The sequence below is a fragment of the Sphingobacterium prati genome (genome assembly GCF_013167215.1).
GTDB classification, from domain to species: Bacteria; Bacteroidota; Bacteroidia; order Sphingobacteriales; family Sphingobacteriaceae; genus Sphingobacterium; species Sphingobacterium prati.
The window spans coordinates 112986-130111 of the sequence record NZ_JABJWY010000034.1; the positions used below are offsets into that span (position 1 = coordinate 112986).

12 protein-coding genes are annotated in these 17126 nt (G+C 40.9%); 7 read left to right on the top strand and 5 right to left on the bottom strand.

Annotated elements, in window-relative coordinates; genetic code table 11:
- The first annotated feature begins 5 nt into the window (after positions 1 to 5).
- Both HPC41_RS10650 and HPC41_RS10655 read left to right on the top strand, forming a co-directional pair.
- A complete protein-coding gene (locus HPC41_RS10650) occupies positions 6 to 1052 on the top strand; it encodes an HlyD family secretion protein (protein WP_172394005.1) in 1047 nt (348 codons plus the stop codon).
- 2 nt (positions 1053 to 1054) lie between these two features.
- Positions 1055 to 2644 carry an MFS transporter gene (locus tag HPC41_RS10655; RefSeq protein ID WP_172394006.1) on the top strand — a complete coding sequence of 530 codons (1590 nt, stop codon included), beginning with the start codon at positions 1055 to 1057 and terminating at the stop codon, positions 2642 to 2644.
- A gap of 17 nt (positions 2645 to 2661) precedes the next feature.
- Here HPC41_RS10655 and HPC41_RS10660 read toward each other — a convergent pair whose 3' ends face one another.
- The gene (locus tag HPC41_RS10660; protein WP_172394007.1) at positions 2662 to 3447 is read right to left on the bottom strand and encodes a helix-turn-helix domain-containing protein; all 786 of its coding nucleotides are present in this window, start codon (positions 3445 to 3447) and stop codon (positions 2662 to 2664) included.
- A 495-nt stretch (positions 3448 to 3942) separates the two neighbouring features.
- Here HPC41_RS10660 and HPC41_RS10665 point away from each other — a divergent pair, with 495 nt between their 5' ends.
- The gene (locus HPC41_RS10665; RefSeq protein WP_172394008.1) at positions 3943 to 4443 is read left to right on the top strand and encodes an RNA polymerase sigma factor; all 501 of its coding nucleotides are present in this window, start codon (positions 3943 to 3945) and stop codon (positions 4441 to 4443) included.
- A gap of 246 nt (positions 4444 to 4689) precedes the next feature.
- Here HPC41_RS10665 and HPC41_RS10670 read toward each other — a convergent pair whose 3' ends face one another.
- Positions 4690 to 5574, bottom strand: a complete 885-nt coding sequence (locus HPC41_RS10670) for an SDR family oxidoreductase (RefSeq protein WP_172394009.1) — start codon at positions 5572 to 5574, stop codon at positions 4690 to 4692.
- A 458-nt stretch (positions 5575 to 6032) separates the two neighbouring features.
- On the opposite strand from HPC41_RS10670, the gene HPC41_RS10675 reads away from it, so the two are divergent.
- A complete protein-coding gene (locus HPC41_RS10675) occupies positions 6033 to 6839 on the top strand; it encodes an inorganic diphosphatase (RefSeq protein WP_172394010.1) in 807 nt (268 codons plus the stop codon).
- Between the two features lie 143 nt (positions 6840 to 6982).
- On the opposite strand, the gene HPC41_RS25105 is transcribed toward HPC41_RS10675, so the two are convergent.
- The 3 genes from HPC41_RS25105 to HPC41_RS10685 all read right to left on the bottom strand — a co-directional run bounded on the left by HPC41_RS25105 (position 6983) and on the right by HPC41_RS10685 (position 8646).
- Complete coding sequence (locus HPC41_RS25105; protein WP_216660730.1) at positions 6983 to 7168, bottom strand: hypothetical protein; 186 nt, start codon at positions 7166 to 7168, stop codon at positions 6983 to 6985.
- 494 nt (positions 7169 to 7662) lie between these two features.
- Positions 7663 to 8148: an adenylyltransferase/cytidyltransferase family protein gene (locus HPC41_RS10680; RefSeq protein ID WP_172394011.1), complete on the bottom strand. Its 486-nt coding sequence runs from the start codon at positions 8146 to 8148 to the stop codon at positions 7663 to 7665.
- A 12-nt stretch (positions 8149 to 8160) separates the two neighbouring features.
- Positions 8161 to 8646: an adenylyltransferase/cytidyltransferase family protein gene (locus tag HPC41_RS10685; protein ID WP_216660731.1), complete on the bottom strand. Its 486-nt coding sequence runs from the start codon at positions 8644 to 8646 to the stop codon at positions 8161 to 8163.
- Positions 8647 to 8835: 189 nt separating this feature from the next.
- On the opposite strand from HPC41_RS10685, the gene treY reads away from it, so the two are divergent.
- The 3 genes from treY to treZ are packed head-to-tail and all read left to right on the top strand — an operon-like array spanning position 8836 to position 17014.
- The gene (treY, locus tag HPC41_RS10690) at positions 8836 to 13047 is read left to right on the top strand and encodes a malto-oligosyltrehalose synthase (RefSeq protein WP_216660732.1); all 4212 of its coding nucleotides are present in this window, start codon (positions 8836 to 8838) and stop codon (positions 13045 to 13047) included.
- Between the two features lie 6 nt (positions 13048 to 13053).
- A complete protein-coding gene (glgX, locus tag HPC41_RS10695) occupies positions 13054 to 15171 on the top strand; it encodes a glycogen debranching protein GlgX (protein WP_172394013.1) in 2118 nt (705 codons plus the stop codon).
- 25 nt (positions 15172 to 15196) lie between these two features.
- A complete protein-coding gene (gene treZ / locus HPC41_RS10700) occupies positions 15197 to 17014 on the top strand; it encodes a malto-oligosyltrehalose trehalohydrolase (protein WP_172394014.1) in 1818 nt (605 codons plus the stop codon).
- Positions 17015 to 17126: the final 112 nt, after the last annotated feature.

Sequence of the window (17126 nt, forward strand, 5' to 3'; positions counted from 1 at the left end):
AGATAATGAATAAGAATAAAATAGATAAGGTCGTGGTCATCTCCACGAAGTACTTTGGTATTGTCTTGCTTACGGGCGTGCTCGGCTGGGCCGTGCTATACCTATGGCGAAATTCACAGTATGAGCAGACAAATGATGCACAAATAGATGCTTACTTATCGCCCATAAGCGCCAAAGTGGGTGGATATATCAGTAAAATTTATTACAACGATAACCAACAGGTACATCAAGGCGATACACTTGTATTGATTGAAAAAGATGAATATCGACTCAAACAAAAGGCCGCTGCAGCCGAGTTGTTAAGTTCACGTGCGAAACTGCCGATCTTGGCGGCAAGTGAAGCTACACAATCCAAAAACATTGCTGTAATCAGGGCACAATTAATGGGGGTCCAGGCGAAATTAGAGCAACAACGCAAAGAGTTTGAACGATATAAAAGCCTGCTGGCAGATGAATCGACCACACAACAAAAGTTTGACCTCGTGAATACAACACTACTGAGCCAACAATCTGACTATGCCCAGACAATAGCTTCTCTTGAGGCCGCCAAATCAAGGCTCAAGGATATACAAGCTCAGCGGGCTGCAATTGCCGCTGAAATAAATATCAAAACGGCGCTATTGGAGCGACAAGAACTTGATCTTCGGTACACCGTAATAACGGCACCTTTTGATGGTCGTATTGGTAAGAAAACCATTCAACAAGGACAGCTTGTGCAACCGGGGCAAACATTGGCTTTTTTGCTCAATGAGGCCGAAAAAAAATGGGTGGTCGCCAATTTCAAAGAAACACAGATCAAGTCATTTCATATCGGACAGCGGGTTGCTATAGAAACAGACGCTTACCCCGACGAAGTATTCTCTGGAATAATAGAATCGCTTTCGCCAACGACAGGAGCACGTTACTCGTTGTTGCCACCGGATAATGCCACCGGTAATTTTGTAAAAATCATTCAACGCATCCCAGTCAGAATTAAATTGACCGGTAATTCGGAAATGCTATCTAAACTCTCGCCTGGAATGAATGCCAATGTTTATGTTTTAAAAAAATAACTATGCAAGCACATAAAATACCTTTATTTAAACACTGGGTCTCGGAAGGTCTCGCACGGGCAGTCATTTTTGCGATATTAATGACATCACTTTGCTGTTTTGCCTTATATAGCAGTCCTGTAACCATTATGGGATTCTACGGTATCGATGCTACGGCCATGCAATACGGAATGGTGGTTATTTACGGCTCGACCGTAACTTTCCTGGCGCTAGATGTTCGCATCGTAAAACGCTTTGCTTCCCGAGGCTATTTGCTCCTGGCCCTCGCCATCAATGGGATATGTACCTTGATCTGCTTCTATAGCAGAAATTGGACAGTCTTTCTAATCGGCCAATTTTTACAGGGGATGACATGCGCTCTTTTGTCAGGTATCGTACTTAACCTAATCTTTCCACGGCTGGAGTCAACCAGAGCAAAGGTAATTGGCTATACTATTTTATATGCTGGTATACAGATTTCAGTACCACTATATGCCATATTCTGTAGTGCTATCCTGTATGTCAGGGATTTCAATTGGCTATTTTATGGCATTATCATCCTACTTATACTACTTGGGCTAACCGTATTGATTACCATGCATCCGAACGCCAGGCTTCACAAAAAGCTACCGCTATATCAGGTCGACTGGATCGGTTATATCTATTACACCTACATTACCTTAGCTCTTGGATATATTCTTGTATATGGGCAACAGTTGGACTGGCTGGATAATCCGTACATTAAAGTACTAAGCCTTATTTTAGGTCTTGTGCTTATTTTATTCGTCCTACGAGAAATGCGACTGAAACGACCTTTAATTGACCTTCGCATTTTTGGAACCAAAAACTTTGTATTGGGACTATTATTACTGGTGATTTTCTACCTCTTTAAGGGAAGTACAGGACTGACCTATAGCTACGTGGAGAATGTATTGGCAACCGATTCCATACACACAATCCCGCTCTGGCTCGCGGTGATTGCAGGAACCTTACTAAGCATGTTTGTGACGGCCCGCTTTGTCTTAAGTAAGACGAATCTGATGCAGCTCATGCTTGTGGGATTTATGATTATGGCCATGTATTACGGCTATATGCTCCTGTTTGTCTCAGTGGCAGGGGAGACCTTAGATTTTATCCTACCCATGTTTATTTATGGTCTTGCTACTGGAGCGCTGTTTGTACCAATTGTTTTTTTTACAGCTTCGGCAGCGCCACAAGGGATGGCACTATATGCCTCCCTATTAGGTATCTTCGCCCGATTCGTTGGATTCTGCAGTAGCATTGCCCTTAATAACCAGCTACAACTCTATACAAAGGGAGCTATCCGCGAAAAACTACGCGAAACGCTGATCGAAACAAACCCGCTTATCCCCTCGGTATGGCAGGATATTCAAAATACTTATATAAATGCCGGGAACGATATGTATGTGGCTAAAAACGCATCAGATTTTCTTTTTAATAAGTTAATCAAACAGCAGTTATTTGCACGAGCGGTGCGGGATTATTATGATGTAATGTTTATTATACTGCTTTGTGTCATTATCACTTTGTTATTGGCACCAAGGATCCGCAATGTTGTCCTAAAGCTTCGAAAGGATAATATCCCTTATTGAATTAAGATAGCCTGGCCTTACTGTAACTTAGAACGAAAATCTGAAGGGCGGATATTTGTCAGTTGGAAAAAAGTATTGCTGAAAGCCGAAATATTAGAATAACCGACCTGATAGGCAATCTCACTTATGGAAAGACTCGTATCTTTGAGTAGTTCCATCGCACGTATGACACGGAGCATTTTGAGATATTGAACAAAGGAGAGGTGTAAACACTGTTGAAAAAGTCTAGTCAAACTGCGGACACTGAGGCCGAATTTTTGGGCAGACTCTTCCAAGCTTAACGGCTCGTCGATACGATGACGCATATCATCGGTGATGGCACGCATACGGCTATCGTCCGTGGTAGGTAGTTGAATAGAAAATTTCTGCAAATTTTCATGTGCGAGCAGCTTTTTCATGGTAGACATCAATTCATACTCCCAGCAGCCAGTAAAATAATTGCCCTGCCAGGTCTCACTAAAGGCAAGCAGTTCAAACAATAATCTGCTGACGGGATAGATGCCAAGTTCTTTGTAAAAAGCTCCATCATCAGCAGCGGGGAAGTAGATATTGATAATATGAAGATCTTGTGCATTATACATCAGGTTGTGCGCATAATCTCCTGGGATCCAAATATAATGATTCGAGGGAATGTAATAATCACGATCCAAAGTTTGAAGATAGGCTATACCACCAAATACCAGCAGCAACTGTCCTTTGGCATGCTGATGGGCCGGCAATTTTTGCTCTATCTGTTGACGCATCACTAAAATGGATTCGGGATACTGGTCAATGGTTTTTGAAAGTTCGTTTACGTATTCCATCCATGGATTAAATTTATCTTATACTGCTTGATTGCCCGTATGTAGAGTTTTATCTATATGCTATCAATATCTTGATCACCCGATTGACTTAGTTTAGAATAGTTATAAAGAATGTACAATTATACAGCTTTGTAACGAATAAGTCAAACGACCTAATTTGATTGCGCACAAAACCACGTTAAAAGCGTTTACAATTTTATACAACGATAGGGACAGTATTTTTTTGTTTTTTTACCCTAAAAACGTACTTCTTACAATTTCGCTCCGATTTATTACCTAATCTATTTTTTTCCTAATCAATTAATTTTTGAACAAAACGAAATAATTCGCTCAAAAAGGATTGTAATTGGACATATACACCCACTTTCAGCGGGAATACGTATTTCTACCCCTGCCAGCAGTATAATTATTTTCCAGATATTATCCATTTAAAATTAGCATTCTTCTTGTTCTAAGTTATCAGGATCAACTTTTAAACAACAAAGAGGATAAATTATGAACAACTACAATTTAAACGTACTAATTAAGGAGAAAAGAGGGTTGCTAAACCATTTTGCTACTAAATTTACAAACGACCCAGATGAAAAAGAAGACTTGATCCAAGAAACATGGATCCGGGCATTAAAATCTATTGATAAATTTGTGCATCACCCCAAATTAATGAGCTGGCTATATGTAATTATGAAGCATACATATATTAATAAATACCGTAAAGCTAAACGTGTGGGGGAAATCCAAGAGACCTATATTGACCTAGAAAGTTCCAATAATACTGTTCATAATAGGGGAGTAAGCAAATTTATGGCGGAAGACATCGAAAAGGCAATGTGTAGTTTGACGCAGGATAATTATGAGATCTTCCGATTATATTTAGATGGGTACAAATACCATGAAATTGCAAGTTATTTTAACATGCCTGAAGGGACAATAAAAACAAGAATCCATATGGCCCGTAAAAAGCTACAGCAACAACTTAAAGCTTATAAATTGAATTGATAGTACACCATTTTTTATAATTATATTCAGAGCCAAACGGAATCTCGTTTTGGCTCTTTTATTTTTACCTTGCATAGTGCGCGTTGAAATGCTCATGAAGCAGGACCGAACCAGCGACAAAAGTATTAGCCGAATCAATTTAAATAAATAAGCGCACAGACTTTGTGCGCTATATAAACCTTCGCAGTTTACCAGAGATTGAGCGACTATTGCGATGTCTTTTTTAGCTCTTGCAGTATTGACAATTTATATTGCAATTTTACCGCCTGTTACGGCAATAGTGGCTCCAGCAATGTAACTGCTTTCTTCTGATGCCAGAAATACGTACGCAGGGGCAATTTCCGCTGGCTGTGCTGGCCTTTTAATTGGACTATCCTTACCAAAGTTCTCAGGTTCGGGCATTGTGGATGGAATTAAAGGCGTCCATACTGGACCAGGGGCGACGGCATTGACGCGAATTCCCTTATCCTGCTCAAGCAGCATCTGCGCCAGATTAGCTGTAAAATTTTGAATGGCACCTTTTGTGGCTGCATAATCCAATAGCACGGCGTTGGGATGGTAGGAGTTTACGGATGCCGTATTAATAATGGAACTGCCCGGTTTCATATAAGGAACTGCAGCTTTACACAAGTAGAACATACTCCGTATATTGGTTTCGAAAGTACGATCCCACTCTTTGGACGTAAGTTCCTCCAAGGTTTTATGGGCCATTTGATAGGCCGCATTGTTGACAAGAATATCAACACCACCTAGTTCCTTGACACAGAGAGCAATCAATTCGTTAGCATAGGCTTCGTCTCGTAAATCACCTTTGGAAATAATGGCCTTACGACCTTCGCTTTCAACAAGACGTGCAGTTGCGGCTGCATCCTGATCCTCGATATCATAACCATAGTTAATGACCACATCTGCACCTTCACGGGCAAAAGCGATCGCTATCGCGCGACCTATTCCGGAATCAGCCCCAGTGATGATGGCTTTAGCATCCTTTAATTTTCCCGTGCCAATATAGCTCTCTTCGCCGTGGTCAGCTTGCGGCTTCATTTCAGCTTCTACTCCCGGCACTTCTTGTTCCTGCTTTGGAAATGGGGGCACCGGATATTTTGTGTGTGGATTTTTGAATTGTGTCATAGTATGAATTTTATAGTGACATTAAATATTTCTCTTATGTGGTCCAATGTTATAGCAACATCCTCCAGGAAACAATAACGGCTGAAGTCTTTATAACAATTTGCCTAATGGTTTAAAGCGTGATTTTTGTATCTATTTCATCTTTCCTTTACACTTTACAGTGTTCAAGGAATGTAAAAAGTTTTCTTCATTGCTTTATGAATTAGTTTTTAAACTGAACAGTAGAGAACAGCGTATCGTTCAAAAAAATGACGATATACATCAACTGATTGGTATAGTAGCGTGAAGATAAACCTCAACATTCTACAATCGCCAGCCGTATTCGTTTTCCCATGGCTTCGGTTTTTACTCAAAATGCAGCGTACACCTTTCGGAAGGCAACTATTATGGCGGTAGCGTTGTTCAAGGTACAGTTAGAACCTGTTTAATATCAGGACACCAGTAAAAACAACAAAACAATGATCACTATAAAGCATATCTTTTGTACAGCCGAAACACCAAAAGGTTCAAATGCCAAATACAATTACGATCCGAATTGTGGAGGATTTGTACTTGCCAAGTATCTACCTTTGGGATTTGTTTTTCCCTACGATTTTGGTTTTATTCCAGGAACGGAAGGTGAAGATGGAGATCCGCTGGATGTTATTATAATAGCTGAGCAGGGAACTTTTCCGGGCTGCATGATGAAATGTAGAGTCATAGGCGCAATAAAAGCCGTACAGCAAGAGAACGGTGAGATGGTGGAGAATGACAGGTTTCTGGTCGTTCCTGAAACTTCAATGACCTTCGGAAGTATTCATAGAGTGGCCCAATTGCCCGACACGGTGCTGGAAGAGTTGCAAAATTTCTTTATCAGCTATAATAAACAGGAAGACAAACTCTTTCGGCCCCTCAGAATAATGAGTGCGAAGGATGCCCTTAACGCAATAGAAATAGCAAAGAAAAAAATGAAACCTGCCAAAAAGATTGAGATTTTTGTACCGTTAACAGACAGAAAAGGAAAGCCTTTTCCAAATTATCTGTATAAAAATATTAAGAAGCAACTCATAAAAGACTTTGGTGGGATGACCGCTTATATACAAGCTCCCGCCGAAGGAATATGGGCGGATGAGGGGCACGAAGTAGTCAAGGATCGTATGATTGTTTACGAAGTCATGGTACCTGTTGTTGACCAGTCCTATTGGCGAGAGTATAAGCAGAAATTGGAATACCAGTTTGCACAGAAAGAATTGGTGATACGACAAAGTGATATTACCGTGTTTTAAATATTCCGGAGTTGCCCTTACAATGTAAGAATCAATGGACTTACCTTTTCCAGCGGAACCAAAAGAACTTTCTTGATTTCGGACTTAATTTCATCGGCGAACATCTCATCAGGTAGAAGGGGTGGATAGTAAAAAGCTAATCTTCAGATTGCATATTTGATAAATTCAGATTCAGGTAGCAAAACTTTTAGGGAAGGCAAAATCGCAATCTCTTTAGCTACTTCCAAATAATGATGCTGGACAACAAATACGTCTAGTTCTTCATAAGCCACGGTGTAAGGCGCGTTATTCAATGGGGCCAGCCCATCTTGTCTGTGAAGATGGCACATGCACGCTAAATAGCAAAGCGAATGGACTTTTGAGATTGGCTCGACAAGCTAAAAATAACTGTAGCATTTGGCTGTTTCTCTGATCGATGAAAACAGTTCGGCTGGATGAAGATCTGTCGATAAAAAAGCTGTAACATAATTTGTGCATCGCTGGGCCTCTTTGAGTTGTTTGTCAAGTATAAGAAAAATGGGTATTCGAGGAAAATAGTCGTTAAGTAGAGAAAAAAAAAGCGCAGTATTATTCAGCACGAGGCGATAATCTAAAAATAGCAAGTCGATTTTCCCCAAGCTGTCAATTTTGCTCCCGAAGGTTTCAATCGAAGGCCCTTCAAGAACTATCCTAGCAGGGCTTTGAGAATCTTGATCAAAAAGTATCCGGTATGCACATCTTAGCTTACGAACATTGGAAATTATAGCGATATTAACCTTTTCCATAGGAAAGCAATTGATTCATTTCTGACTTAGCAGGCCACAACAAGATTGAAACTATAAGATCATTGACGAATTTTGTGTAATGCCTGCGCGTTTGATTGTATCTTTTCGACAGCAAAAATGTTTTGTTTCTTTTGGAGTTCTTTTTCACTTACCATTTCGCGTAATGACTGGCTCGAAAAGCGATTTTTGCGTTTAGTGTACACAATCTCAATACCTTCAGCGATACAGAAGTCTCTTCCAGCAAAATCCAAGGTCTTATATTCCTCGCTAACGAATAGTTTGTGGATTGGTAAGGACTGCAACATATCTGAGAGATCATCTTCAGACTCATATGGAATAATTTCGTCTACAAATTTACACCCTTCCAATTTGATAAATCGCTCTACCATCGTTTGCGCAGCAACGTATTCGTCTGCTAATTTGGTATTTGAATCCGTCTTAAGTCCTACAATTAAATAATCACATTGTTGCTTTGCTTCCTGCAATGCCACGATATGCCCAACATGCAACATATCAAAAATCCCAAATATAATTCCTATAACCATAGCCTGTCTGTTTTAAGCATTAATCCTTTTTAACTTATAATTTGTTTCATCATTCAATTTAACAATGGCACCTTGTGGATTGTCCTGTTTTTTTGCAATGATCTTGCGCAGTGAAGAACTTGAAAATCTATTTTCGCGTCTATTAAAATAGAGCTCGATACCTTTCTCCTCACAATATTTACGTCCAGTGAACGCCTTATCAATATATTCATCACCCAGAATGCGCACATGTATTTTATAAGACCGAAGCACATCTTCCAAATCCTGCTCAGTGGCATAAGGTATGATCATATCTACATGTTTGCAGGCTTTTAATTGCATATAACGTTCGAAAACACTCTGCGTTGGTTTATTTTTCTCTGGCCTGTCTAAAGTAGGGTCTGTCTGAAGCCCACAGATCAAAAAGTCACATTGCTCTTTAGCGTCCTCCAACATTTTGACGTGACCAGCATGTAAAAGGTCAAACGCGGAAAATGTAATTCCTATTTTTCTCATCATATTACGAATAAACTGTTTTTAAAATTTCCATTGTTATAAGCAGAACGTCCCTTAAAATGGAATGGTTTTAATTTTAAATTATTTTTTTACCAAATTGTGATTTCATATTTTCTGTATTAAATTTTTTGAAGACAGACAGAACTAATTTTATCGAGCAGCGTTCTGATGTTAACGAAATCAATCAACACCATGCACACAAAAAGACTTAGAACGATATGCACGCATACTTTACCACATACAACCTATAGAATCCAATTTCATAAAGATTTTAATTTTAATGCCTTCGAATCTATCATACCATACTTGCATGAATTGGGTGTGGATACGATTTATGCGTCTCCGATCCTGCGCTCAACACCGGGAAGTATGCATGGTTATGACGGCACAGATTTGCAACAGATTGATCCTGAACTCGGGACCCTCGCTGATTTAAGACGGATTCGAAATCAGCTCAATCTGTACGGTATTAAATGGTTGCAGGACATTGTGCCTAATCACATGGCCTTTCACCCGGACAACGCTTGGTTAATGGAGCTACTCGAGTTTGGTCCCACCTCGACACATGCCAGTTTTTTTGACACCTGCTTTGTCGGAAACATGTTTGAACCTGGGAAATTAATCGTTCCTATACTGGCAAAGGAAGTACATGACGCTATCGATGACGGCGAAATAACGATAGCATTGGTAGAAAAAAGATTATATCTTAAGTATTTTGACAATTGCTATCCATTAAGCCCAGAGACATATTGTACCGTCCTAGAAGACCATCTGAGGAAAGTAAAAAATGATTTTAGTGGATTTTTGGTCCGAGTAAATACCGCACAAGCGAACGGAAATCAACAAGAGTGGCAAACACTTCGTAATGAAATACTCGCTGATATTTCTGATATTGACCTCCAAAATTATTTATACGCTGTAAATAATACAAAATATAGACTCAAAGAACTTATTGAAATACAGTTTTATGAACTTTGCCCCTGGTGGACTACTAATCATCGTATAAATTACCGCCGTTTTTTTACAGTTAACGGACTAATCTGTATCAATGTCCAACATCCGGAGGTGTTCCGGGAGACACATCGGTTTATCAAAGAACTCATTGAAGAAAAGCTAATTGATGGATTGCGAATTGACCATATAGATGGACTATATAGTCCCAATCAGTACTTGAAGGATCTTCGTGACTATGTTGGACCTGATATCTATATCGTGGCGGAGAAAATATTGGAAAGGAATGAAAATTTACCCCAAATATGGCCAATACAGGGCACCACAGGATACGAATTCCTGTCGGCCTGCAACAATCTAATAACCTGCGCGAAAGGAAAGAAACAATTTGATTTTTATTATAATCAGCTAACAGGAAACAAGCGTCCCCTTAAAAAGCAACAATTAGATAAAAAAATGCAGATCCTTACCAAGTATATGCAAGGTGATGTTGATAACCTCGTCAATCTGCTTATTCGATTATTGGACGATAGTATCGGCGTGGATCGCCAACATTTAAGGGCTGTGCTACAAGCGTTCTTGGCAAACTTTCCGGTATACAGAATTTACGATGATAACTTCCCTTTATCAGCGGCAAGTTATCGAATGATTGAAGATCTCTTTGAACTATTAAAAAAAGACCATAGTTTAAATAAAAAGGCTATAGAACAGTTCTTCTGTCTTTTCAGCGATGCGCAAGAAGGAAGGAATCCAACTAGAATCCCAGAAACAATTCAGTTATTGAAACGTTGCATGCAATTTGCCGGGCCCGCCATGGCTAAAGGGGTAGAGGACACGCTGATGTATACCTACAACCGTTTTATAGGCCATAATGAGGTGGGAAATCACCCGGGTAATTTTGGTATTAGCATTAAAAACTTTCACATGCTGATGCAAAAAAGGCAAACGCAATGGCCGCTCTCACTCAATACGACGGCGACACATGATACAAAGCGCGGAGACGACACACGCAGTCGTTTAGCTGTACTCACAGCAATGCCCAATAAGTGGGTTAAGCAGGTACAAATATGGCAGGATATTGTCTGGAATGAATATCGAGGTGATCTCCCACATCCCAATGACGAATATTTTATTTATCAGGCCTTATTAGGATCTTATCCACTTGGCTCTCAAGAGAACACCGCTGACAGTGAATTTGAAACGCGTTTTTTGGATTACCTGATCAAATATCTCCGTGAAGGAAAAGAACGTTCTAGTTGGGAAGAACCGAATGAATCTTATGAATCTGCGGTGCGCAATTTTGCAGGTTTTCTACTTAATAAAGAACGCCCTTTTTTCACGAGCTTCTACCAATTTTTGCAGCGTATATCGGATTTTGGAATAATCAACTCTTTAGCTCAGCAGTTACTTAAATTTACTTGTCCTGGAGTGCCTGATATCTATCAGGGGACTGAACTATGGAACCATAGCTTTGTGGATCCAGATAACCGCCGCGCAGTAGATTATCGACGTTGTAAAGAACTCCTGGCCCAAATAGCAAAAATTCCCGAGGACGTGCTAATTAAAACATTGTGGCGCGAAAGGTACGATGGGAAAATCAAACTTTGGCTGGTCAACAAACTAGCAAAGCTGCGTAAAACTCAACCTGCATTATCGTTTAGTAGCAGCTATATAAAGCTTAAAGTAAAAGGTGCTTATAAAAAAAATATCTTGGCTTTTGCGCGTAAATGTGGGGATGATTGGCTTGTGATCGTCATTCCGCTGCACCTTGCCGAACTCGGAAAATTCCCACAATTTATCCCGGGCAACTTTGCATGGGACGATACGCGTATATTATTGCCGACCAACCGTCCTTTAAAATGGGAGCATTTACTTTCCAATGCTGAAGGCGAAGAAACTGAAATCGGCATTGACAAGTTATTCAGCGATTTGCCCTTGGCAATCATAAAATATAAAAACGAACCTAAAAAAAGAAGCGCAGGCATATTAATGCACATTAGTTCACTGCCCTCTCCATATGGCATCGGTGACCTGGGCAAAGAGGCCCGCCGCTTTGTCCGCCAATTGCAGGCAAGTGGACAGTCCTGGTGGCAAATGCTTCCGCTGGGCCCAACCGCAGAGGCCCAATGTCACTCTCCCTATAGTACACTGAGCGCATGGGCTGGCAATCCACTATTTATTGACGTAGAAGGGCTTGCCAAAATTGACTTATTAACAGAAGAGGAATTGCACGCCATAAAAAGGCCCTATTCAACCGAGATTAATTTTCAGGAGGTAAGCTCGATTAAATATAGACTGTTGAAAATAGCGTATAGTCGATCATCGGTCGAGGAAGAAACGGCTTTTGTAACGTTTTGCAGCGATGAATCCCACTGGTTGGAGAATTTTGCTTGCTTCACACTATTGAAGGAAAAATATGATAATCTTCCGTGGTATAAATGGCCCGAGAAATATAAATTGAGAGATAAAGATGCACTCAATATGTTTAAGAGCGAACATAACACTGATATCCAAATGATAAAATGGTGGCAGTATGTATTCTATCATCAGTGGCAAGAGTTGCATCATTATTGTGGGGATCACGGGATTAGGCTATTGGGCGATATTCCTTTTTACGTCAACTATGATTCAGCAGATGTGTGGGCGAATCCCCAATTTTTCACGCTTGGTCAAGCTGGCAACATGACCAAAGTCGCCGGCGTACCTCCAGACTATTTCAATGATCAGGGTCAGCTCTGGGGTATGCCTATATATCAATGGGAAGTACTCAAAAGGGATGGCTATAGGTGGTGGGTTGCCCGTCTGCGACATAACTGTAAATTATTCGATCAGTGTCGGTTAGATCATTTCCGCGCCTTTTCTAGCTTTTGGCAGGTGCCTGCAGAGGAGCAGAGCGCAAAAAGTGGTGCATGGTCACCTGGACCTGGAGCAGATTTTTTTGAGCATGTAAAGAACGAACTAGGACATATGCCTTTTGTCGCTGAAGATCTCGGGGATGTGGATTCAGCGGTTTGTGCTTTGAGGGATCAATTTGGGATGCCAGGGATGAAAGTATTACAATTTGCCTTTGAGGAAGACATGCCCCGCTCGCCACATATTCCGCATCAATACGGTCAGAACTTTGTCGCTTATACAGGTACACATGACAACAACACGTTGCTCTCCTGGTATAACCAAGATGTTGATCAGTCTACAAGAAATAGAATAGATCAGTTTGTTGGGGCTTCTATTGATGCTTCAAACATCAATAAGTCATTTATCCGACTCTTGTATGCTTCTATCGCCGATACAGCCATTATTCCGATGCAGGATATTTTGGAACTAGATGGTTCATGCCGGATGAATAAACCCGCAAGTACTGTAGGAAATTGGCTGTGGCGTATGAAAAAGCAAGCATTTCAAAAAAACGTTCAAAAACAATTATGGCAATACACGCAATTATATAATAGATAATACACAATGGAACCAAAAATTTATACTGGAACACCTTACCCGCTCGGTGCTACATTTGATGGACATGGCGTTAATTTTGCCTTGTTTTCTGAACATGCTGAAAGTGTAGAACTCTGTCTATACGACGATACCGAGGAAGAAGTTGAAGTCCTAAAAATCAAAATAAAAGAAAAAACGCATCAGGTATGGCATATCTATCTAAATGGAATAAAACCTGGACAACGTTATGGCTATCGTGTGCATGGACCTTACCTTCCTCAAGAGGGACATCGGTTCAATGCGAACAAATTACTGATTGATCCATATGCTAAAGCAATTTCTGGTACAGTGCAGTGGAATGACGCGCTCTTCGGCTATCGTATTGGAGCGCCAGAAGTGGATCTTAGTTTTGATGACGCAAACAGCGCTGCATATGTACCCAAGTCAGTTGTGGTCGATAATCGATTCGATTGGGGAGAAGACCAACCGATGCGCATACCTATGCATCGCAGTGTTATCTATGAAGTCCATATAAAAGGCTTTACTGCCTTGCATCCCGATATTCCGGAAAACATCAGAGGAACTTATGCTGCGATGGGTCATCCAGTTACAATTACTTACCTCAAAGAATTAGGAGTCACTGCTGTTGAATTATTGCCCGTTCATCATTTTTTAAGCGATCGCCACCTCATCGATAAGGGGCTTACTAATTATTGGGGATATAATTCAATTGGCTTCTTTGCACCTGATATACGCTATGCTTCAGGTGGGACTCAGGGTGATCAAGTGACCGAATTCAAAACGATGGTCAAATCTCTGCATGCAGCAGGAATCGAAGTAATCCTGGATGTAGTATATAATCATACTGGCGAAGGAAATGAAATGGGGCCAACACTCTCATTTCGAGGTATTGATAACGCATCCTATTATCGCTTGACAGAGGACGGACGTTATTATATGGATTTTACGGGAACGGGAAACACTTTGAATGCACGTCAACCAAATGTATTGCGAATGATCATGGATAGCTTGCGTTATTGGATTCAGGAAATGCATGTGGATGGATTTCGTTTTGACCTAGCATCGGCGTTAGCGCGGGAACTCCATGATGTCGACAAATTAAGTTCCTTTTTTGATGTAATTCATCAAGATCCAATAATTTCGCAGGTAAAATTGATCGCTGAGCCCTGGGATATTGGCGAAGGAGGTTATCAAGTGGGGGAATTCCCCCCGGGATGGGCAGAATGGAACGGAAAATACCGTGACTGTATGCGTGATTTCTGGATTGGTGCTGACAGTATGATTGGAGAATTTGCCAACCGCCTCACCGGATCGTCCGATCTTTATCAGGGCGACAACCGTAGACCATCGGCTAGTGTTAACTTTATCACGGCCCATGATGGTTTTACCCTTCAGGATCTTGTCTCTTACAACGACAAACATAACGAAGCTAATGGTGAAGATAACAACGATGGGGAAAGCCACAACCGTTCATGGAACTGTGGTGCAGAAGGTCCGACCGACAACGTTGAGATCAGCCACTTGAGAGCAAAACAAAAACGGAACTTGCTCACCACATTATTCTTATCTCAAGGTGTACCTATGCTGGTTGCAGGCGATGAATTTGGGCGAACACAACAGGGAAACAATAATGCTTATTGCCAAGATAATTCGATTTCTTGGCTTGACTGGAAAAACATGGATAGTTCATTGCTGAATTTTACCAAAACCCTTATCGCATTTCGAAGAGAGCATCCCAGTTTGTGCCGCCGGAAATGGTTTCAAGGATTACCCATAAGAGGTACCGGTGTTGAAGATATCGTATGGTTTCTTCCTAATGCTACAGAAATGGATGATTTCCATTGGGAAGATGATTTTGCACGTTCCTTAGCTGTTTTTTTAAACGGCGAAGGGATAAGATCAGTAAGTCAAGATGGAACAAAAATAACAGACCATCATTTTTATCTGCTTTTCAATGCTTATTGGGAAGACGTCGAATATCAGCTCCCTGATCAACGCTATGGTACGAGCTGGATTAAAGTTATCGATACAAACTTGGATACAATAACCGATCATGCAACCTTCGAGGCAAACAGTAGAGTTAGTGTTCCCTCGCGTTCAATTTTGGTACTCATGTCAAGTTAGGAAACAGCAGATTTAATTTATTATTATGCAGAACACTGGAGTTACACAGCTCGGGGTACGCTGGGAGGGCGACTTGGCGCATATACGAGTATGGGCGCCAAACGCAAAGACCGTAAATTGCGAGTTAAGCAAAACGTACCATTCATTGCCGCTCGAAAAACAAGAATATGGTTATTGGTATACCGAAAGTCGGATGCCACAACGGGGAGATTACTATAAAATAATCATAGACGGGATCCCATATCCCGATCCAACATCGCTATCCCAGCCAGAAGGGGTGCATGGGCCATCTGCTATGATTGATCTCGCTTATCCCTGGACCGATCAAGGATATGTGCCGCCCTTGCAACGTGATTTAATCATTTATGAATTACACGTAGGGACATTTAGCACAAATCACAATTTCGCAGGTATAATTGAAAAAATACCCTATTTAAAAGATCTGGGGGTAAATGCGATCGAAATTATGCCTATAGGGCAATTTCCAGGTGAAAGAAATTGGGGTTACGATGGTGTTTTCCCTTTTGCGGTGCAGCATTCTTATGGAGGTGCCCATGAATTGCAGCGACTGGTGGATGCATGTCACCACGCAGATATCGCGGTCATTTTGGATGTTGTGTATAATCATTTTGGACCTGAAGGAAACTATCTCTCTTATTTCGGACCGTATTTGACAGATAAGTATCATACCCCATGGGGCCAAGCTATTAATTATGACGATCAATTCAATCATGGGATTCGTGATTTTGTAATGTCAAATGTACGGATGTGGTTTGAAGATTTTCATATCGATGGCCTACGCATGGATGCGGTACATGCAATAAGAGACTTTGGTCCTATACATATTCTTCAAGATATACGCAAGGAAGTGAATGGAATTATCAATACCACTAGAAAACAAAGATATTTATTTGTTGAATGCGATCTTAATGACCGTAGATTTCTAGATCCTCTAGAAAAGAATGGATTTGCAATGGATGCACAATGGCTAGACGAGTTTCATCATGCTTTGCGGGTAACAGTAGGTGAAGAAAGAAAAGGCTATTATAAAGAATTCGAAGGGATTACTCATCTTGCCAAAGCCTACGAGCAGGCTTACGTATTTGACGGTTGCTACTCTAGTCATCGTCAAAAGTTCTTTGGTACTGATGCCAAAGGCATCTCGGGAAATAAATTTATTGTATTTAGTCAGAATCACGATCAGGTAGGTAACCGCATGCTAGGTGAGCGAAGCGCCGCGCTCTATAGCGATGAAAAAATAAGATTAATGGTTTTGGCAGTCTTCCTATCGCCGTATATTCCCTTGTTGTTTATGGGAGAGGAATGGGGAACGAAAAAGCCCTTTCAGTATTTCGTCAGCCATAGTGAGCCTGAATTGGTGGAAATGGTAAGAGCGGGAAGGAAACGTGAATTTGCTGATTTCCAAGGAGAAGGGCAGTTTCCAGATCCACAGGATCGAGCTACATTCGAACGTTCAATATTGGACTGGAGCGAACAGCATCATGTTTCCAACCAACAGCATTTGGCTTACTACAGGGATTTAATCGCACTTCGTAAAACCCATCCCGTTTGGAGCAATATGCAGCGCGAAGACTTAACAGTTGACTGCCTACCAACACAGAACACCTTGATCCTACGTGCCGGAAATGGTGCGGCCAGGCTCCTGGCAATTATGAATTTCTCGAATGAAATACAGCATATTTCCATCAACGAACACCAAAAATGGCAGTTAGTGTGGGACACGGGAAATGCGAATAACTATAAGCATGAGCTGGGATCTGGTCTGTTGACCAAAACGTGCTCAATACCCGCCCTGAGTGGACTCGTTTTTTCGACAATATGACCATATTACCTGTAGTTCAATGAATGAAAACTGAAAAAGGTTAAAAAGTGAAATTATACAAACTAAGTCCTTTCATAGATTGTACTATTATCAAAGACTGCTTGTCCCAGTC